The organism is Salinarimonas chemoclinalis (assembly GCF_041514305.1).
GTDB classification, from domain to species: Bacteria; Pseudomonadota; Alphaproteobacteria; order Rhizobiales; family Beijerinckiaceae; genus Salinarimonas; species Salinarimonas chemoclinalis.
This window is the reverse complement of sequence record NZ_JBGMWH010000012.1, coordinates 1-17,950: the sequence shown is the minus strand read 5'-3', so window position 1 is coordinate 17,950 and position 17,950 is coordinate 1. Positions and strand designations below refer to the sequence as shown.

The following is a 17,950-nucleotide window of genomic DNA, read 5'->3' as shown; positions in this document are numbered from 1 at the left end:
CGGCGGGGGGGACTATACATTGATGCTCGAACGCGCTTTCATCGACCTCGGGCGCGTCGCCCGAGCGGGGCGTCCGGTCCAGCAAGAGAATGGATGACCCGGCTGTCATGGTTCGGTGGGACTTCGAAAGGGGAAGCGTGGGTGGCGGGCCGCGAGGCGGGCCGCCCGGCGTCGGGCAGCCGATCGTCGCTTCCGACCCCGACGACGGGGGCGGCGGCAACGGCGGGGGCCGTTCGGGCACGGCGATCATCACGCGTACGAAGCCGCGCACGAAGAAACCGAATTTGTATCGCGTGCTGTTGTTGAACGACGACTACACGCCGATGGAGTTCGTCATCCACGTCCTCGAGCGGTTCTTCCACAAGTCGCGAGAGGACGCCACGCGCATCATGCTGCACGTCCATCACAACGGCGTGGGGGAATGCGGCGTCTTCACCTACGAGGTGGCGGAGACCAAGGTGACGCAGGTGATGGATTTCGCCCGCAAGCACCAGCATCCGCTGCAATGCGTCATGGAGAAGAAGTGAGCCTTTCCCTCACGAACTCGTAGAGGCCAGCCTTGCCGAGCTTTTCTCGCTCTCTCGAACAAGCCCTCCACCGGGCTCTCGCCCTCGCCGGCGAGAGGCGCCACGAATACGCGACGCTGGAGCATCTCCTCCTCGCGCTGGTGGACGATCAGGACGCGGCCGCCGTGATGCGGGCGTGCAACGTCGACATCGAGGCGCTCAGGCGAAACCTCGTCGAGTACGTCGACAACGAGCTGGCGAACCTCGTCGCCGATCACCGGGCGGACGCCAAGCCGACCGCCGGGTTCCAGCGCGTGATCCAGCGCGCGGTCATCCACGTCCAGTCCTCGGGCCGCGAGGAGGTGACTGGGGCGAACGTGCTCGTCGCGATCTTCGCCGAGCGCGAGAGCCACGCCGCGTACTTCCTGCAGGAGCAGGACATGACGCGCTACGATGCCGTCAACTACATCTCGCACGGGATCGCCAAGCGCCCCGGCGCCACCGAGGCGCGTCCGCCCCGCGGGGCGGAGGAGGAGAGCGGCGAACGCCCCTCCGGGGACGAGGGCGACACGCGCGGCAAGAAGAAGGGCGACGCCTTGGACGCCTACTGCGTGAACCTCAACAAGAAGGCGCGCGAGGGCAAGATCGATCCCTTGATAGGGCGCGAGGGCGAGGTGCAGCGCACCATCCAGGTGCTCTGCCGCCGCCAGAAGAACAACCCGCTCCTCGTCGGCGATCCCGGCGTCGGCAAGACCGCGATCGCGGAGGGGCTGGCGCGCAAGATCAACGAGGGCAAGGTGCCCGACGTGCTCGCCGACGCCACCGTGTTCGCCCTCGACATGGGCGCGCTGCTGGCGGGCACGCGCTACCGCGGCGACTTCGAGGAGCGCCTCAAGCAGGTCGTCAAGGAGATCGAGAACCATCCCAAGGCGATCATGTTCATCGACGAGATCCACACGGTGATCGGCGCCGGTGCGACCTCGGGCGGGGCGATGGACGCCTCGAACCTCCTCAAGCCCGCGCTTGCCGCCGGCTCCCTGCGCTGCATCGGCTCGACGACCTACAAGGAGTACCGCCAGTACTTCGAGAAGGACCGCGCGCTGGTGCGCCGCTTCCAGAAGATCGACGTCAACGAGCCGTCGGTGGCGGACACGATCGAGATCGTCAAGGGCCTCAAGCCCTACTACGAGACGTTCCACAAGCTGCGCTACTCGAACGACGCGATCAAGGCGGCGGTGGAACTCTCGGCCCGCTACATCCACGACCGCAAGCTGCCCGACAAGGCGATCGACGTGATCGACGAGACGGGCGCCTCGCAGATGCTGCTGGCGGAGTCGAAGCGCAAGAAGACGATCGGCGTGAAGGAGATCGAGACCACGATCGCCTCGATGGCGCGCATCCCGCCCAAGACCGTCTCGAAGGACGACGCCGAGGTGCTCGCCAACCTCGAGACCGGGCTCAAGACCGTGGTCTACGGCCAGGACGCGGCGATCGGAGCGCTCACCTCGGCGATCAAGCTCGCCCGCGCGGGCCTGCGCGAGCCGGAGAAGCCGATCGGCAACTACCTGTTCGCCGGCCCCACCGGCGTCGGCAAGACGGAGGTGGCGCGCCAGCTCTCGAAGTCTCTGGGCGTCGAGCTCCTGCGCTTCGACATGTCGGAATACATGGAGCGCCACACGGTGAGCCGCCTGATCGGCGCGCCTCCGGGCTACGTCGGCTTCGACCAGGGCGGGCTCCTCACCGACGGCGTCGACCAGCATCCGCATTGCGTGCTGCTGCTCGACGAGATCGAGAAGGCGCATCCGGATCTGTTCAACATCCTGCTCCAGATCATGGATCACGGGAAGCTGACGGACCACAACGGCAAGCACGTCGACTTCCGCAACGTGATCCTGATCATGACCACGAACGCGGGCGCGGCGGACCTCGCCAAGGCCGCCTTCGGGTTCACCCGCCAGAAGCGGGTGGGGGACGACCAGGAGGCGATCAACAAGCTGTTCGCCCCCGAGTTCAGGAACCGGCTCGACGCGATCATCTCCTTCGGCAACCTGCCGCGCGAGGTCATCGCCAAGGTGGTGGACAAGTTCGTCCTCCAGCTCGAGGCGCAGCTCGCCGACCGCAACGTCGGGATCTCGCTGTCGGACGCGGCCCGCGACTGGCTCGTGGAGCACGGCTACGACGAGACCATGGGTGCGCGGCCCATGGGCCGACTGATCCAGTCCTCGATCAAGACGCCGCTCGCCGACGAGGTCCTGTTCGGGCGCCTGAAGGACGGTGGCTCGGTGGAGGTCATCGTCGAGAAGGACGTCGACGGGCTCGACAAGCTCGGCTTCGCCTTCACCTCCGCGCCGGAGAAGCCCGCCAAGGTGAAGCTCGAGAAGCCGACCGATCCGCCCAAGAAGGCCAGGCGCAAGCCGCGCACCGCCAAGAAGCCCACGCCGAAGAAGCCGGGTGACGGCTCCGACGGCGGCGGCAACGGCGGCGGCGGCGTGCGCACCGTACCGAAGGTGCCGCTGGTGCGCGCATGACGCAACGCGATCTCGACGAGGCGGTGGCGCGGCTGCGCGCCGCCTCGTTGCGAAACGACCCGGCCGTGGCCGACCTCGCGCCCGACCTCGGCCCGCCCCGCGGGCGACCGGAGGCGGCGGGGCAGGGGCCGCTCGATCCCGACATCATCGAGGCGCATGCGCACGTGGTCGACGGCCATGGCCCGACGTCCGGGTTCGCGCCGGCGTCGCCCATGCCGGAAGGCGGCGCCGTACCGCCTCCGGCGGCCTTCGTGCAGCCGCGGCCGGACCGACCCGCAGTGCCGCCGGTCGAGACGCGGCCGGCGCCCGCTCCCCGGGCGGGGGCGGCGCAGCCGGCTTCCGAGCCCGCGCGTCCGCGGCCCGTGGCGCGCGAGAACGCCGCTCCGGCCCCGGTGCTCGATCCGCAGGACCGGCGGACGCCGCGCGCGCCGGCGCGCGGGGACGACGCGGCCCTCGCGACCCACGACGCACCGCCGTCCGGCCTCACGGCACGCCTGCCGACTTTCCTGAGGCCACGCGGGGCGGCCACGGCGCAGCCGGAGGTGGAGGCGCAGCCGCAGCCGAGCCGTCGGCGGGCCGAGGCGCCGCCGAGACCGCGCGAGCGCCGGCGTGGCACGATGCGCCCCGCGCCGCGCACGGCCAAGGAGCAGCGCTGGGAGCGGCGCCGGCGTCGGCACCTGTTCGAGGAGATCCTCGGCTGGGTGCTCGTGCCGGTAATCCTGGTTGCGCTCTACTGGGCCCTCGTGGCGGGCCTCGCCTTGTTCGGGCTGACGATCGACGACGTGGTGGAAGGGTTGCGTCAGGCCTGGGACGCGCTGAGCTGAATCCCGGCACGAGGCGGCGCTGACGCCGAACGGGCGGAAGCGCCACGCTCCCGCCCGGAGATCCCGCATCGGTCGGGGGGCCGTCAGCCGCGGATCATGTCCTCGAGCTGCGAGCGACTCAGCCCGTCGATGCTGCGGGCCTCGGCCGCGTTCATCCGCATGTCGGCGCCGGCGAGCCGCTGGAAGAAGCTCTCGACCGTGCGGGAGGACAGGCCTCCGATGCCGAGGTCGCGCAGGCCGGCCTGGAATTCGTCGAAGGTGACCACCTCGTCGGCGCCGGCGACCGCGGAGAAGTCGAACGCCCCGCCGCGCGCGAGCTCCCCGAAGCGCTCCGCGAACGTCTCGGTCGACATCGTGGTGCGTCCGAAGCCGTTCTCCTCGTTGGTGAACTCGTCGAGGTTCAGCCGTTCGTCCGCTCCGGCCAGGCGATCGAAGACATCGTCGATCGCCGCCTGGTCCGTGATGCCCGCCCGGTCGGCGATGGCGCGGAACTCGTCACGGTCCATCACCTCGTCGGCGCCGGCGTCCCGGCCGAAGTCGATGTCACGGGGGGAGGCGAGGGCGTCGAAGCGTTCACGGAACGCCTCGGGCGACAGCTTCGTCGAGCCGAAGCCGTTCTCCTCGTTGCCGAACTCGGCGCTGCTCATCTCGCCGTCGGCCCCCGCGACACGGTCGAAGACATCGTCGATCGCAGCCTCGTCCGTGATGCCGGCGCGGTTGGCGATGGCGCGGAACTCGCCACGGTTCATGATCTCGTCGGCGCCGGCGGCGGTATCGAAGCAGATCTCCTCGGCGTCCGCGGCGAGCGATTCGATGCCCGCCTCGAACTCCCGTTCGCTCAGCTCTCCGTCCGCGCCGGCGAAACCGAGCCAAGTGTCGGTGAGCGTATCGACGGAAAGGGACCCACCCGAGGCGACGTTGTCGAAGATGCTGCCCGCCGTTTCCTCGGACACGCCGAGCTTGCCGAACGTCGCGAGGAACTCGCCCCGGTCGAAGGCCCCGTCGGCCCCGGCCATGCGGCGGAGGCCGGCGTCGAGCTCGGCACGGTTGAGCGAGGCGTCGGCGCCGGCCAGGCGGCTGAAGGAGAAGTCCATAGACATAGCGATACCTCTCATTGCTCCGATTGGAGGCACCATACTATTCGAGTCTCGTGGCGTCAACTATCAATTCAAAAAGCGCCATCAATATAATAAACATGTATTATATATGGCGTTGATCATAACCGTGACGAGATGCGCGCAGCTGTCTCCGCGAGAGTCGCGCCGTCGGCCATCGCCCCGGTGTGGGGGCGCAGCGGCGTGCCCTCGAACCGGGGGATCACGTGGACGTGGAGATGGAAGACCACCTGCCCGCCCGCGCTCTCGTTGAACTGCTGCACGGTGACGCCGTCCGCCCCGAGCGCCTTCATCGCCGCGCGGGCCACGCGCTGCGCCGTCTCCATCACCGCGGCGAGCGCCTCGGGCGGCGCGTCGAGCAGGTTGCGGCAGGGCGTCTTGGGGATGACCAGGACGTGCCCGTCGCCGCGGGGCATGATGTCCATGAAGGCCAGCGTCGCCTCGTCCTCGAAGACCCGGTGCGCCGGCATCTCGCCGCGCAGGATCTTGGCGAACACGTTGCTCGGGTCGTAGGCGGTATCGGGCATGACGGGTCTCCTGCGTCGGTGGCGCCGGGCGAGGAGACGACGGGGCCGGGCGGCGGTCAAGCCGTCGGCGGTGCGATCGCTCAATCCCCGGTCCGCTTGAAGGGGAGTGCGGCCTCGAGCACGGCGCCGACGTCTTCCACGTAGGCCCGTTCCCCTTCCAGGTAGTGCGCCACCGCCCGCTCCAGGCCGCGGTCGGCGATGAGGTGCGCGCTGTGCGTCGCGACCGGGCGATAGCCGCGCAGCAGCTTGTGCTCGCCCTGCGCACCGGCCTCGACGCGCTTCAGGCCGTGAGCGATGGCGAAGTCGATGGCCTGGTAGTAGCACACTTCGAAATGCAGGAAGGGGTGATCCTCCACGCAGCCCCAGTTGCGCCCGTAGAGCGTCTCGTCGCCGATGAAGTTGATCGCGCCGGCGACGTGGCGGCCGTTCCGGCGCGCGAGGATCAGGAGCACCCGCTCGCCGAGCCGCTCGCCAACGAGGGAGAAGAAGCGGCGGTTCAGGTACGGCCGCCCCCACTTGCGCGAGCCGGTGTCGACGTAGAACTCGTGGAAGGCGTCCCAGTGCGCCTCGCCGATCTCGGCGCCGCGCACCCAGTCGATCTCGATGCCGGGCGCGAGCGCGTCGCGGCGCTCGCGCCGTATGGTCTTGCGCTTGCGCGAGGCGAGCGTCTCGAGGAAGGCGTCGAAGCTCGCGTAGCCGTCGTTCAGCCAGTGGAACTGCTGGTCGATGCGCTGCAGGAAGCCCTCGCCGGCGAGCCGTTCGCTCTGCGCCTTCGGCAGGAAGGTGAGGTGGATCGAGGAGGCGTTCGCCTGGGCGCGCAGGGCCTTCAGCCCGGCCACGAGCGTCGCCCCCGCCTCCTCCGCGCGCTCGCCCGGACGCACCAGGAGGCGGGGGCCGGTCGCCGGCGTGAAGGGGACGCTGACCTGGAGCTTGGGGTAGTAGCGTCCGCCTGCGCGCTCGTAGGCGTCCGCCCAGGCGTGGTCGAAGACATACTCGCCCTGGCTGTGGGTCTTGAGGTAGGCGGGCGCGCAGGCGACCAGCCGCCCGGCCGCGTCCTCCACGAGCACGTGCGCGGGCGCCCAGCCGGTGCGCGCGCCGACGCAGCCGGACTCCTCCAGCGCCGCCAGGAAGGCGTGCGCGACGAACGGGCAGTGCGGATCGACGCCGAGCGCCGCCGCCTGCGGGCCGAGCGCGCAGGCGTCCCACTCGGCGGCCGGAACGGCGGCGATCCGTCCGGCGATCTTGACGACGAGATCCGACAGGGGTTCCTCCCGCCCGTTCGGCTTTGGAGATAGGCGCGGCGCGCGTTCGGGCAACGGGGATCGAGGCGCGGGGTCGGGACGTGCTCACCGAGTCGGTGTATCGCAGATTGCGACGGCGAACCGGTCCAGCACCATGATCATCTCCGGATCGTCCAGCAGCGGGCGTCTCTCCACGACCGCCAGACCACTTTCTATGCTGCGTTGGAAGACGGCGAGATTGCGTTCGCCGTTCAGCCGCGAGTCGTAGAGGATACCATCGGCCTTCGCGGCGTGCTCGTGGATTGCGAGCGCCCACGCGCGGCCGAGCGTCTGGTCGGAGGCGCGAACGGCGTCTGTGGGTATTCCCGCTCGGATGATCCCATCCCCCGTCAGATCGAGGACGTTGAGGTCGCGCCGTACCTCGATCGTCGCGATCGTGCGGTCCGCGAGCTCGGTCATGCCGAGCGCGAAGCCGTCGAATGTGCCGACAGCGCGATCGCGAAGGACCGCCTCGAGAAAGCAGACGCTCGTCGAGGTGCCGAGATACACCACCGCGTAGCGCTCCGCCTCGGGCCTATCCGTGCGCGGATCGCCGAAGCGGCTCGGCGCATGGCCGAAGCCGAGCGGATCGGTGAAGGCGCGCCACGATATGCGCTTCCAGCGGGATCCCGCTCGGACGCTGCCGAGTTCGAGCCGGGAGGACGCGAATGACGCCGGTGGCAGGACTCCGGCCACCTCAGGCGAAATCCCCGGCGGCCATGCTCTCGGCCGCACGAAGCGCTTCCGCGTCGCGCCCGGTCGTCAGCGCGTCGCGGCCGGTCAGCCCGCCGAGGGCGCCGTGCGGCTGGACCAGGAAGCGATGGACGGTCCAGGGGTCGTCCCCGAGAATGGCGAAGAGGCGCGGAAGCGCGGGCCACGGCTTGCCGTTCGCGCCGATCTGCCAGGCCGGGTACCGGTAGCCCCGCTTGGCGCCTTCCAGGGCGAGCAGGCGCCGGCGCTGGCGCCAGACGTTCACGGTCTCGCGCGAGACGGCGAGGCGACGGGCGAGCGCGTCGCCGCCGAGCATGTCCTCCTGATCGAGCGTTCGGGCCGCGAAGGCAGAGCCGCGCTCTCGGGCGCGGGCGAGCGCTTCCTGGATGGTGCGAGACGGGGCGGGGCCTCCCTCTGCGGCTGCGACTTCCGCACGAGCCCGCAGCGAGGAGGATGCGCGCTCGCCCGGCCGTTCGGCAGCCGCGGGAGCGACGCGGAACGCGATCGTCCGCGCAGGTGCGCCCTCGGACTTCATCTCGCGCAGCCGATCGGCGACCTCGCCGATCGTCGTCTCCGGTCCGACGAGCAGCGCGCGCCCGCGCGGGCCGATCACCCGCCATTCGCCCGAGCCGGCGCGCTCGCCGGACTTCGTTCGGCGCGCGGTTTCGCGTGGCTTGGTGGATCTCGCCATGGCTCCGCCTCCAGCCGAGAAGCTGCAGCGCATTACGGCATTTGTCAAGTTCGTCAGGGACGCATCACCCGCCTCACGCCGCCGACCACCGGCTCTCCAGCCCCGGCGGTCCGGTGCGCTGGGCGAGGCCGCGGGCGTGGAGGTCCTCCAGGTGGGCGAGCACGTTCAGCGCCGCGGCGGGCTTCAGGGCGGGAGCGAGGCCGCGGTAGACGGTCTCGACGACGGCGTGGATCGTGTCGTCGCCGGCGCGAAGGCGGCCGAGGATCGACTCCTCGCGCAGCCGGCGATGGCCGATGATGGCGCGCACGAAGCGCCCGGGCTCGGTGACGGGACCGCCGTGGCCGGGCCAGTAGATCGTCTCGTCGCGGGCGAGCAGCTTCGACAGCGAGGCCATGTAGGGGCCCATCGCCCCGTCCGGAGGGCCGATGAAGGTGGTCGACCAGGCCATCACGTGGTCGCCGGAGAACAGCGCCTTCTCCTCGGCGAGCGCGAAGGCGAGGTGGTTCGCGGTGTGGCCCGGCGTCGCCACGGCCTCGAGCGACCAGCCGGGTCCCGCGATCCGCTCGCCGTCGGCGAGCACGCGGTCGGGGGCGTAGGCGCGATCCCCGGCGGTCTCCATCGTGTCGACCTCGCCGGCGGCGAGGTCGCGGGAATTGCGGTGGGGCGCGCAGCCGACGACGGGCGCGCCGGTGATCTCCCGCAGCGGGGTGGCGCCCGGCGAATGGTCCCGGTGGGTGTGTGTGACGAGGATCGCCGCGATCCGCTCGCCCTTCGTCGCCGCGAGGAGCGCCGCGCGGTGGGCGGGGTCGTCCGGGCCGGGGTCGACGACCGCGACCTCGCCGGTGCCGACCACGTAGGTGCAGGTGCCGGTGAAGGTCACCGGCCCGGCATTGCCGGCGACGATGCGGCGTACGAGCGGGGAGACCCGCACGCAGGCGCCGGCCGGCTGGTCGAACGTCGTGTCGAAGCGCGGGGTCTCGCTCATCGGGGGCTCCGGTGACGGCGCGGTTCGCGGGATCTCGGGAGCGGCACGGCGAGCCGGGCCGCCCTCGACGCGAAACCGCCGCCGGCGGGAGCCGGCGGCGGCGAAACTGGTGGGGATGACCTCTTGTAGTCGTTGCCGCGCCTGCATGCCGGCGCGGGGGTCTCAGATGGCTCCGACGACGATGGCGCCCACGAACACGAGCGCGGCACAGAAGACCGCGATGTTCAACTTCGGTACCAGATGAAGCTTCGCGTAGCGGCTCATGACACATCCTCCCTGCCGAGGGACCGCAGACAATTTAGCAGGCAACCGGCGTACCGCAAGCATCGCCGCGCGCTTTGTCGCGGGCAGCCTCGCCGGATCCTGGTTAATAATCGGTTAAAGCATTGAAATAGCTGAAATCGCGGCAAATTCTCCACATCGGTTCATCGCCGCGCGGCGAGCGCCGCGGCGACGAAAGATCCCGCCGCGAGCGCCTTCTCGTCGCGCCCGAAGCGCGAGATCGTCTGCACGCCCACGGGACGCCCGTCGGCCGTCCGGCAGCCGGGGACGGCGACGCAGGGGTCGCCCGTGAGCGTCCACAGCCGGTTGAAGGCCGACGATCCCGTCGCGCCGAGCCCCCGCGGCGCCGGGCCGGGCGCGGCGGGGGTGAGGATCGCGTCGACCTCGGCGAAGAGCGCGCGGCCGGCCTCCCGGGCGCGGTGGACCGTGCGGCGGGCCTCGTCGTAGCTCGGGGCGTCGACCGACTGCGCCTCGTCGAGGAGGCCGCGCAGGAGCGGGGGCAGGGCGTCACGATGGGCGTCCCATTCGAAGGCGAGCGCCTGGGCCGCCTCGAAGTCCTGGATCGTGCCGTGGAGCCGCCAGGCCTCGGCCCAGAGCGGCGGCGCCTGGAGACGAACCACGCGCGCCCCGGCCCGCTCGGCGGCGCGGGCGGCCTCGTCGAGCGCGGCGGCGGCCTCGGGCTCCGGGTCGCCGGCGAAGTCCTGGGTGAGGACGCCCAGCCGCAGGCCCGTGAAGGTCGTGAGCGGATCGCCGCCGGGCAGCGCGAGCCCCGGGCGGCGCGCGAGGGCGGCCAGCGCGTGGGCGACGTCGGCCACGGTCGCGCCGAAGACGCCGACCGTGTCGAGCGTCCACGAGAAGCACTTGACGCCGACGGTCGGCAGCAGCCGGGCCGAGGGCTTGATCGCGGCGGTGCCGCAGAAGGCGGCGGGGCGGATCACCGAGCCGCCGGTCTGCGTGCCGAGCGCGAGCGGCAGCATGCCGGCCGCGACCGCGGCGGCGGAGCCGGAGGACGAGCCGCCGGGCGTGCAGCCGGGCGCCGCCGGGTTTCGCGTGGCCGTCGGGTCGAGATAGGCGAAGGGCGTCGTCGTGGTCTTGGCCAGCGGGATGGCGCCGGCGCGCCGGGCCATGGCGACGACGGCCGCGTCGGCGCGCGCGACGTTGCCGTCGTAGAGCGGCGAGCCCATGCCGGTGGGCAGGCCCGCGACGTCGATGATGTCCTTCACCCCGAGCGGGATGCCGGCGAGGGGGCCGGCGCGCGTTCCGGCGCGCGCCGCGTCGTCGAGATGGACGAGGGCGCCGATCTCGGGCTCGTGCGCGGCGATCGCCGCCCGGCAGAGGTCGAGGACGCCCTGCGGGGAGAGGTCGCCGGCGTCGATCCGGCGCAGGAGGGCGAGGGCGGAGAGCATGTGGCGACGGTTCCCGGTCTCGTGTCCGGGAAGCCTAGCACGCGGGCGCCCGCCCGCGCTCGCGCGGGAGCGCACGATCGGATGGGGCGCGTCGCCCGCATCCGCCCGCGGGGCGTGCCGAATCCGTCGGCACGGCTCTTCAACGCCGCGCGCGGCGTGCCTATGTGAAGGGTCGTTCACTCCTGGAGATCGACATGAACGCCAGCACCTTCAACGCCTCGGATCTGCTGCGTCGCTTCAAGACGTGGGAGATCGTGGCGATCGTCGCCGGCCTCGCGGTGTACTGGCCGATCGGCGTCGCCTTCCTCGCCTGGAAGCTGTGGAAGCTCCGGGACGCGGGCGCCTTCGACTGGCCGTCCTTCGACGCGCGCTTCGACTTCACCGTCGGCGGCACGGGCAACGAGGCGTTCGACGCCTACAAGCGCGAGCAGCTCGCCCGCCTGGAGGAGGAGCGGCGCCGGCTCGACGAGGAGCAGCGGGAATTCGCGCGCTTCCTCGACGAGCTCAAGCGCACCCGCGACCGCGAGAGCTTCGACCGCTTCATGGCCGAGCGCCGCGAGGCGAACGGCGCCTGAGCCGCGCCGCGCGCGAAGGGCGACCCCGGCGCGCGCCTCCTCCGCGCGCCTCCTCCGCGCGCCTCCTCCGCGCGCCTCCTCCGCGCGCCTCCTCCGCGCGCCTCCTCCGCGCGTCTCCTCCGCGCGTCTCGAATCGGGGCGGCGGAGGCCGGGCGTGCTCAACACGCCCTTAACGCGATCGGCGGCATTCTCGGGGAATGTCGCGTCGCGTATCGACAGGTCTCCTCGCCGCCTCCCTCGCTCTCGCGCTCTCCGTGGCGCTCTCGGGCTGCGGGTGGTTCGAGGTCGAAGAGCGAGAGCCTTGGCGTTCGCAGGCCGAGGTCGCCTGCCTCGCCCGCCAGGACGTTCGCCCGACGGCCTACATGTCCCAGCGCCCGCGCCTCGACGGCCCCGGCACCTGCGGCATCGACAAGCCCTTCGAGATCACCGCGCTGCTGGACGGGCAGGTGCGCCTGAAGCAGGAGGCGACGCTCGGCTGCCCGGTGACGGCGGCCACCGAGCGCTGGCTCTCCGAGATCGTCCAGCCGGCGGCGCTCGTCTATCTCGGCGCGCCCGTGGTGGAGATCGATTCCGGCTCTTATGCCTGCCGCACCCGCAACCACCGGCCCGGCGCGCGGCTCTCGGAGCACGCCTTCGGCAACGCCGTCGACGTGATGTCCTTCACGCTCGCGGACGGGCGCCGGATCACCGTGCGCGACGGCTGGCGCGGCGCGCCGGAGGAGCGCGGCTTCTTGCGCGAGGCCTTCGTCGGCGCGTGCGAGCGCTTCACGACCGTGCTCGGCCCCGGCTCGGACGGCATGCACGAGGACCATTTCCATCTCGATCTCGCGCGCCACGACGCACGCGGGGAGCGGCGCTACTGCCGGCCGCAGATCGAGTTCGAGTCGCGCCTGGGCGATCCGCAGCCGCTGATCGGGGCGAGCTTCGGCGGGCAGTCGCCCGCGTTCGGGCCGGATGCGTCCCGCGCATCGACGCCCGCCATGTCCCCCGCGCCGACGCCCGGGCTGCCGAGCCTGCCGCCGCTCGGCGCGCGGGTGACGGGCGCGCTCGGCGCGCCGCTCGTCCCCCCGGCTCCCGTCGGCGGGGTCTACTGACGCGCCGGCGTCACTCGCGCGGCTCGCCCGGCGGATCCTGGTAGGTGAGCGGCAGGAGCTGCTGGAAGCGCGCACGGACCACGTCGTAGCACTCGCACGAGGTCTCGTGCAGGCCGGGCAGGTCGACGCATTCGATGAGGCCACGGCGGTAGCGGATCAGGCCCTGGTTCTGCAGCGCCCGCGCGGCCGCGGTGACGGTGGTGCGCTGGACGCCGAGCATCTCTGCCACCGCCTCCTGCGTGAGGGGGATGACGTCCGAGCCGGTGCGGTCGCGGCAGGTGAGGAGCCAGCGGCAGAAGCGCTGCTCGACCGAGTGGAGTGCGTTGCACGCGACCGTCTGGAGGACCTGCGAGAGGAGCGCCTCGGTGTAGCGGTCGACGAGGTCGCGCAGGGCCGCGCTGCGCTCGAGCGCGGCGCGGTAGCGCGCCACCTCGATGCGGCGGGCGCGGCCGGGGATCTGGACGACGCCGCGCGTCGCCGCCTGGCGGGTGCCCGAGCCCGTGATCAGGCCCACCGCGCCCTCGCGGCCGATCGTGCCGGCCTCGACGCTGGAGCCGTCGCGCATCAGGGTGACGAGCGAGACCACCCCGCTCTGCGGGAAGTAGACGTGCTCGATCGTGTCCAAGGCATCGAACAGCACGTCGCCGCGCAACAGCGCCGCGGGCGTCAAATGCGGCCTGAGGAGCTCGAAATCCTCGGGTGGAAGGGCCTTCAGGAGCCTGTTCTCGTCGTCGCGGAGCCGCAATACGGAGCGCATCGGTTCGTGTCCTCGGAATTGTCCGGACGATGCGCCGATACCGGCGCAGCGCCCGCCCCCCTCGTTCTGGCGGTCGTCTCAGCCATCGCCTTGCGTCACCCCATGACCGCGCGGCGGGTGGACCCTCCGTCAGTCACAACCAGATTTGCAAGCGCGTCTGTCATCTAGACGACTATTACCGGATGTATACCGCCTCTTTCTATGCAAAATTTCCGAAGCTGTCTCCATTCTGCCGGAGGGAGCTGCGTCCCGCCAGGGTCGACATCCGTCGGTGGCGGAAACGTCCCCAGGTTCGACGAATCGTGCTTGACAGCGTGACGTTGAACAGCTATGAATTGAGCACGGTCGATCAATGCGTTCGCCATCTTTCGACCGGTGCCGCAGGCGCCTCGGATACAACCGGGGCGCTTTTTTCATGCGGGCACCCGGCCGGCGAGCGCGCGCCTGGACGAGCGGGTGATTCGTTTCGCCGTCCGCAACCGAGGATCAACCGATGGCTGCGGAGAGCGGCACGGCGGCGTGTGCCGGCGGGCCGGATGCGGCCCGCCTCGCGGCGGGCCTGCGCCGGTTCGTCGAGGAGCGGCTCGACGCCTTCGCGTGCTCCGAGGAGCGCCACGACCCGAAGACCACGGCCCGCACGGTGGGAGACCTCACCCGTTGCCTGAAGGAGCTCGTGGCGCTCGAGCGGGCGCTCGGCGCCCCCGGCGGGGAGGACGAGGATGACGACGGGTGCGACGGCGGCCACGCGGGAGACGACGCGGCGGCGCTGGCCGCCGGAGCGCCATCTCGCTTGGCTGATCTCGTTGCGGGGGAGGTTGAGCGCCTGCACGAGCCCGGCGGAGCGCGAGGCGATCTGGACGCGGTATAGCGCGCGGCTGCGGCGCTACGTGGAGGGGAGTCGGGGCGCGCCGGCCTGGGCGCTCGCCGCGCGGGAGGACCAGCTGCCGCCGGCGGCGGCGCGGGACGGGTCGGACTGGACGATCTGGCTCGTGCTCGGCGGGCGTGGCGCGGGCAAGACGCGCACCGGCGCGGAATGGGTCCGCGGCATGGTGCTCGGCGCACCGTGGCTGACGCGCCGCCGCATCGGCAAGATCGCGCTCGTGGGGGAGACGTTCGCCGACGTCCGCGACGTGATGATCGACGGGCCGTCCGGCCTGCTCGCCATCCACCCCAAGCGCGAGCGCCCGATCTGGACGGCGACGCGCCGGCGGCTCGAGTGGCCCTCGACGGGCGCGGTGGCGCTCGCCTTCTCCGCGGAGGATCCGGAGGCGCTGCGCGGGCCGCAGTTCGAGGCGGCCTGGGCGGACGAGCTCGGCAAGTGGCGCCACGCTGACGCGACCTGGGACCAATTGCAGTTCGGGCTGCGGCTCGGCGAGCGGCCGCGTGAGGTGGTGACGACGACGCCGCGCACGATCCCCCTCGTGCGCCGCCTCGTCGGCGATCCGCGCGTGGCACTCAGCCGGGCCGCGACGGAAGCGAACCGGGCGAACCTGGCGCCGTCCTTCCTGCAGGCGGTGGTCGACCGCTACGCGGGCACACGGCTCGGGCGCCAGGAGCTCGACGGCGAGCTGATCGAGGATCGCGCCGACGCCCTGTGGACCCGCGACGGGATCGAGACCGCGCGGGAGGAGCGCGCTCCGGCGCTGCGGCGCATCGCGGTGGCGGTCGATCCGCCGGCGACGTCCCGAAAGGGCGCGGACGCCTGCGGCATCGTCGCGGCCGGAATCGACGCGCAGGGCGTGTGCCACGTCCTCGCCGACGAGAGCGGGGAGGGCATGCGGCCCGAGGCCTGGGCTTCGCGCGCCACGATGCTCTACCGGCGGCTCGAGGCGGACGCCCTCGTCGTCGAGGTGAACCAGGGCGGCGAGATGGCCGCCGCCGTGATCCGCGAGGTCGACCCGGGCTGCGCCGTCGTCTCGGTGCGCGCGACCCGCGGCAAGCACATGCGCGCCGAGCCCGTGGCCGTGCTCTACGCGCAGGGCCGCGTTCGACATGCCGGCGCGTTTCCCGCGCTCGAGGACGAGATGGCGGACTTCGGGCCGGAGGGCCTGAGCGGCGGGCGCTCGCCCGACCGGCTCGACGCGCTGGTCTGGGCGATCACGCACTTGGCGCTCGGCCCGAAGCCCGCGAGCCCGCGGGTGCGGATCGTGTGATCCCCTCTCCCCGAGGGGGTGGACGATGCGCACGTCTGTCGCGCCCTCGCGGTTCTCGACGAGGCCGTGTCGAGGAAGTGCACGGACAGCGCCTGCGAGCCCTGTCCTTCCCCTACAGGGAAGGAGAGCGACTGCTCGGGCCGAATTCCCTCACCCCCGGCCCCTCTCCCATCCGGGAGAGGGGAGAAGGAGATGTCCTCATGAAAGCGCTCATCCAGGCCCTGGCGCGGCTCGCCGCGCCGGGGCGGAAGGCGTCGCGCGCCGGGGCGGCGGTGGCGTTCTATCACGGCGGGCGGCCGGTCTGGACGCCGCGGGACTACGCCGCCTTCGCCCGCGAGGGCTACCAGAGGAACGCCGTCGTGCATCGCTGCGTGCGGCTCCTCGCCGAGGCGGCGGCGTCGCTGCCGCTGACCCTCGTCGAGGGCGGGCGGGAGCGGCGGGCGCATCCGCTCGTCGACCTCCTGCGCCGGCCCAACCCGCGCGAGGAGGGCGGGCGCCTGCTCGAGAGCGTCTACGGCCACCTGCTCGTGTCCGGCAACGCCTATGTCGAGGTCGCCGCGATCGACGGCACCCCGCGTGAACTCTACGCGCTGAGGCCGGACCGGATGCGGGTCGTGCCCGGGGCGGACGGCTGGCCGATCGCCTGGGAATACCAGGTCGGGGGGCGCACGGTGCGGTTCGCGCGAGACGCGGAGGGGATCGCGCCGATCCTGCACCTCAGCTTCTTCCACCCGACCGACGACCATTACGGCCTCTCGCCGATGGAGGCGGCGGCGGGGGCGCTCGACATCCACAACGCGGCCTCGGCCTGGAACAAGGCGCTCCTCGACAACGCGGCGCGGCCCTCGGGCGCCCTCGTCTTCAGCGGGGACGCCAACGTGTCGGACGCGATCTTCACCAAGCTCAAGGCGGAGCTCGAGGAGACATACCAGGGCGCGCGCAACGCCGGGCGGCCGATGCTGCTCGAGGGCGGGCTCGACTGGAAGCCGCTCGCGCTCTCGCCCAAGGAGATGGACTTCGTCGAGGCCAAGGCCGCGGCGGCGCGCGAGATCGCGCTCGCCTTCGGCGTGCCGCCGCTGCTGCTCGGCCTGCCGGGCGACGCGACGCACTCGAACTACGCGGAGGCCAACCGCGCCTTCTACCGCCAGACCGTCATCCCGCTCGCCAAGCGCACGGCGCAGGCGCTGGCCTCGTGGCTGTCGCCCGGCTTCGGCGCCGACCTCGTGCTCGAGCCCGATCTCGACGCCATCGAGGCGCTCTCCGAGGAGCGGGAATCGCTGTGGCGGCGGGTGTCGGCGGCGACGTTCCTCACCGACGAGGAGAAGCGCGAGGCCGTCGGCTACGGGCGGGGCGGGTCGTGAGCGGCGCGGCCGGCACGCCCCCGCCCGCGACCGGCGTCGCGGACCTGCTCCAGCGACTGCTCGCGGCGGTCGCCGAGCGCGGCGACCTCGCGCATCTCGCGCTCCTCGCCTGGGCGCTCGCCGCCTCCCTCTTCGCGCTGATGCTGCTGCGTGAATCCGCCTCGGCGAGCCGGCGCTTCGACGCCTTCGTGCGCGAACTCGCCCGTTTCAACCGCCGTTTCTCGGGAGACGACCGATGACGAGGATCCTGAAGACCCTGGTGCGCCGCACCGCGCCGCCGCCCGATCCGGCGCAGGCGACGATGCGCGCCTTCGTGCTCACGCTGGCCCGCCTCGCGGCGGCGGGGCGGGCCACGGGGGAGGCCGGGCGATGACGGCGCTCGCCTTCGTGAACGACGCGGCCGCGAAGGGGGCCGGGCGCGGCGCGCCGGAGACGAAGCTGCTGCCCGCCAAGCCCGACATCGTCGACGAGAGCGGGATCTTCGAGGGCTACGCCAGCCTCTTCGGCGTGACCGACCTCGCCCGCGACGTGGTCCAGCCGGGCGCGTTCCGCAAGAGCCTCGCGACCCGCGGTGCGCGGGGCGTGCGCATGCTCTGGCAGCACGACCCCGGCGAGCCGATCGGCGGCTGGCTGAAGCTCGAGGAGGATGCCCGCGGGCTGCGCGTGCGCGGGCGCCTCAACCTCGCGGTCGGCCGCGCGCGGGAGATCCACGCGCTGATGCGCGAGGGCGCGATCGACGGGCTCTCGATCGGCTACCGGGTGACCAAGGCCGCCGCCGACCGGGGGACCCGCCGGCGGCTCCTGCACGAGGTCGACCTGTGGGAGATCTCGATCGTCACCTTCCCCATGCTCCCCGCCGCGCGGGTGGCGGCGGTGAAGGGCGCCCCGCCGACGCTGGCGCAGGCGATCCGCCGCGCCGCGAAGAAGCTCTTCCCCGGCCACGCCCCCGCGGCGGCGTGACGCTCCCGCCCCATCGGGGCGGGGACGGCGAGCGCAGCGAGCCAGGGGCGGGGTCCCGCGGGGGGCGCGTGGAATTTCGGCTGTCGCCGAAGCGCCTGTCGGCGCACCCCCTCCGTCTCGTCGGCTTCGCCGCCTGTCCAGCTGATAAAAGGTTGACAGATCTGACCGGATGAATGGTTGACAGATCAGGGTTGG

Annotated in this window: 19 protein-coding genes; 11 read left to right on the top strand and 8 right to left on the bottom strand. The window is 72.1% G+C overall.

Features of this window, described 5'->3' with window-relative positions; translation table 11 throughout:
- The first annotated feature begins 107 nt into the window (after positions 1–107).
- From clpS to AB9M23_RS16630, 3 genes are read left to right on the top strand one after another with little or no spacing between them, the layout of a single operon-like run.
- Positions 108–527, top strand: coding sequence for an ATP-dependent Clp protease adapter ClpS (clpS, locus tag AB9M23_RS16640; RefSeq protein ID WP_372425692.1), 420 nt, complete (start codon positions 108–110; stop codon positions 525–527).
- A gap of 32 nt (positions 528–559) precedes the next feature.
- Positions 560–3,034, top strand: coding sequence for an ATP-dependent Clp protease ATP-binding subunit ClpA (gene clpA, locus AB9M23_RS16635; protein WP_372425691.1), 2,475 nt, complete (start codon positions 560–562; stop codon positions 3,032–3,034).
- Positions 3,031–3,858: a hypothetical protein gene (locus AB9M23_RS16630; RefSeq protein WP_372425690.1), complete on the top strand. Its 828-nt coding sequence runs from the start codon at positions 3,031–3,033 to the stop codon at positions 3,856–3,858. Before clpA ends, AB9M23_RS16630 begins: the two co-directional genes overlap by 4 nt.
- An 83-nt stretch (positions 3,859–3,941) precedes the next feature.
- Here AB9M23_RS16630 and AB9M23_RS16625 read toward each other — a convergent pair whose 3' ends face one another.
- From AB9M23_RS16625 to AB9M23_RS16595, 7 genes are all read right to left on the bottom strand, one after another.
- Positions 3,942–4,952, bottom strand: a complete 1,011-nt coding sequence (locus tag AB9M23_RS16625) for a hypothetical protein (protein ID WP_372425689.1) — start codon at positions 4,950–4,952, stop codon at positions 3,942–3,944.
- A 122-nt stretch (positions 4,953–5,074) separates the two neighbouring features.
- Entirely contained in the window at positions 5,075–5,500 is a 426-nt protein-coding gene (locus AB9M23_RS16620) for an HIT family protein (RefSeq protein ID WP_372425688.1), read from the bottom strand.
- 80 nt (positions 5,501–5,580) lie between these two features.
- Positions 5,581–6,762, bottom strand: a complete 1,182-nt coding sequence (locus AB9M23_RS16615; RefSeq protein ID WP_372425769.1) for a GNAT family N-acetyltransferase — start codon at positions 6,760–6,762, stop codon at positions 5,581–5,583.
- A gap of 84 nt (positions 6,763–6,846) precedes the next feature.
- On the bottom strand, positions 6,847–7,476 hold the full coding sequence (locus tag AB9M23_RS16610; protein WP_372425687.1) for an RES family NAD+ phosphorylase: 630 nt from the start codon (positions 7,474–7,476) through the stop codon (positions 6,847–6,849).
- Between the two features lies 1 nt (position 7,477).
- Entirely contained in the window at positions 7,478–8,182 is a 705-nt protein-coding gene (locus AB9M23_RS16605; protein ID WP_372425686.1) for an XRE family transcriptional regulator, read from the bottom strand.
- Positions 8,183–8,255: 73 nt separating this feature from the next.
- Positions 8,256–9,167: an MBL fold metallo-hydrolase gene (locus tag AB9M23_RS16600; RefSeq protein ID WP_372425685.1), complete on the bottom strand. Its 912-nt coding sequence runs from the start codon at positions 9,165–9,167 to the stop codon at positions 8,256–8,258.
- 425 nt (positions 9,168–9,592) lie between these two features.
- Positions 9,593–10,855: an amidase gene (locus AB9M23_RS16595; RefSeq protein ID WP_372425684.1), complete on the bottom strand. Its 1,263-nt coding sequence runs from the start codon at positions 10,853–10,855 to the stop codon at positions 9,593–9,595.
- A gap of 194 nt (positions 10,856–11,049) precedes the next feature.
- Here AB9M23_RS16595 and AB9M23_RS16590 point away from each other — a divergent pair, with 194 nt between their 5' ends.
- Together AB9M23_RS16590 and AB9M23_RS16585 are read left to right on the top strand one after the other, a co-directional pair.
- Positions 11,050–11,430, top strand: coding sequence for a DUF2852 domain-containing protein (locus AB9M23_RS16590; RefSeq protein WP_372425683.1), 381 nt, complete (start codon positions 11,050–11,052; stop codon positions 11,428–11,430).
- Between the two features lie 197 nt (positions 11,431–11,627).
- Positions 11,628–12,524 carry an extensin-like domain-containing protein gene (locus AB9M23_RS16585; RefSeq protein WP_372425682.1) on the top strand — a complete coding sequence of 299 codons (897 nt, stop codon included), beginning with the start codon at positions 11,628–11,630 and terminating at the stop codon, positions 12,522–12,524.
- Positions 12,525–12,534: 10 nt separating this feature from the next.
- On the opposite strand, the gene AB9M23_RS16580 is transcribed toward AB9M23_RS16585, so the two are convergent.
- On the bottom strand, positions 12,535–13,281 hold the full coding sequence (locus AB9M23_RS16580) for a Crp/Fnr family transcriptional regulator (RefSeq protein WP_372425680.1): 747 nt from the start codon (positions 13,279–13,281) through the stop codon (positions 12,535–12,537).
- Between the two features lie 493 nt (positions 13,282–13,774).
- On the opposite strand from AB9M23_RS16580, the gene AB9M23_RS16575 reads away from it, so the two are divergent.
- The 6 genes from AB9M23_RS16575 to AB9M23_RS16550 all read left to right on the top strand — a co-directional run bounded on the left by AB9M23_RS16575 (position 13,775) and on the right by AB9M23_RS16550 (position 17,755).
- Positions 13,775–14,149, top strand: coding sequence for a hypothetical protein (locus AB9M23_RS16575; protein ID WP_372425679.1), 375 nt, complete (start codon positions 13,775–13,777; stop codon positions 14,147–14,149).
- Complete coding sequence (locus AB9M23_RS16570) at positions 14,097–15,434, top strand: DNA-packaging protein (protein WP_443726254.1); 1,338 nt, start codon at positions 14,097–14,099, stop codon at positions 15,432–15,434. Before AB9M23_RS16575 ends, AB9M23_RS16570 begins: the two co-directional genes overlap by 53 nt.
- A 200-nt stretch (positions 15,435–15,634) precedes the next feature.
- A complete protein-coding gene (locus AB9M23_RS16565; RefSeq protein WP_372425678.1) occupies positions 15,635–16,795 on the top strand; it encodes a phage portal protein in 1,161 nt (386 codons plus the stop codon).
- On the top strand, positions 16,792–17,034 hold the full coding sequence (locus AB9M23_RS16560) for a hypothetical protein (RefSeq protein ID WP_372425677.1): 243 nt from the start codon (positions 16,792–16,794) through the stop codon (positions 17,032–17,034). The genes AB9M23_RS16565 and AB9M23_RS16560 overlap by 4 nt, the downstream gene beginning before the upstream one ends.
- On the top strand, positions 17,031–17,168 hold the full coding sequence (locus AB9M23_RS16555; RefSeq protein WP_372425676.1) for a hypothetical protein: 138 nt from the start codon (positions 17,031–17,033) through the stop codon (positions 17,166–17,168). Before AB9M23_RS16560 ends, AB9M23_RS16555 begins: the two co-directional genes overlap by 4 nt.
- Positions 17,165–17,755: an HK97 family phage prohead protease gene (locus AB9M23_RS16550; RefSeq protein ID WP_372425675.1), complete on the top strand. Its 591-nt coding sequence runs from the start codon at positions 17,165–17,167 to the stop codon at positions 17,753–17,755. Before AB9M23_RS16555 ends, AB9M23_RS16550 begins: the two co-directional genes overlap by 4 nt.
- The last annotated feature ends 195 nt before the right edge of the window (positions 17,756–17,950 follow it).

Excerpts from the sequence above, each read along its gene's own strand:
- clpS (WP_372425692.1), top strand. The coding sequence starts at position 108 with ATGGTTCGGTGGGACTTCGAAAGGGGAAGCGTGGGTGGCGGGCCGCGA.
- AB9M23_RS16630 (WP_372425690.1), top strand. The coding sequence starts at position 3,031 with ATGACGCAACGCGATCTCGACGAGGCGGTGGCGCGGCTGCGCGCCGCC.
- AB9M23_RS16625 (WP_372425689.1), bottom strand. The coding sequence starts at position 4,952 with ATGGACTTCTCCTTCAGCCGCCTGGCCGGCGCCGACGCCTCGCTCAAC.
- AB9M23_RS16620 (WP_372425688.1), bottom strand. The coding sequence starts at position 5,500 with ATGCCCGATACCGCCTACGACCCGAGCAACGTGTTCGCCAAGATCCTG.
- AB9M23_RS16605 (WP_372425686.1), bottom strand. The coding sequence starts at position 8,182 with ATGGCGAGATCCACCAAGCCACGCGAAACCGCGCGCCGAACGAAGTCC.
- AB9M23_RS16600 (WP_372425685.1), bottom strand. The coding sequence starts at position 9,167 with ATGAGCGAGACCCCGCGCTTCGACACGACGTTCGACCAGCCGGCCGGC.
- AB9M23_RS16595 (WP_372425684.1), bottom strand. The coding sequence starts at position 10,855 with ATGCTCTCCGCCCTCGCCCTCCTGCGCCGGATCGACGCCGGCGACCTC.
- AB9M23_RS16590 (WP_372425683.1), top strand. The coding sequence starts at position 11,050 with ATGAACGCCAGCACCTTCAACGCCTCGGATCTGCTGCGTCGCTTCAAG.
- AB9M23_RS16585 (WP_372425682.1), top strand. The coding sequence starts at position 11,628 with ATGTCGCGTCGCGTATCGACAGGTCTCCTCGCCGCCTCCCTCGCTCTC.
- AB9M23_RS16580 (WP_372425680.1), bottom strand. The coding sequence starts at position 13,281 with ATGCGCTCCGTATTGCGGCTCCGCGACGACGAGAACAGGCTCCTGAAG.
- AB9M23_RS16575 (WP_372425679.1), top strand. The coding sequence starts at position 13,775 with ATGGCTGCGGAGAGCGGCACGGCGGCGTGTGCCGGCGGGCCGGATGCG.
- AB9M23_RS16565 (WP_372425678.1), top strand. The coding sequence starts at position 15,635 with ATGAAAGCGCTCATCCAGGCCCTGGCGCGGCTCGCCGCGCCGGGGCGG.
- AB9M23_RS16555 (WP_372425676.1), top strand. The coding sequence starts at position 17,031 with ATGACGAGGATCCTGAAGACCCTGGTGCGCCGCACCGCGCCGCCGCCC.
- AB9M23_RS16550 (WP_372425675.1), top strand. The coding sequence starts at position 17,165 with ATGACGGCGCTCGCCTTCGTGAACGACGCGGCCGCGAAGGGGGCCGGG.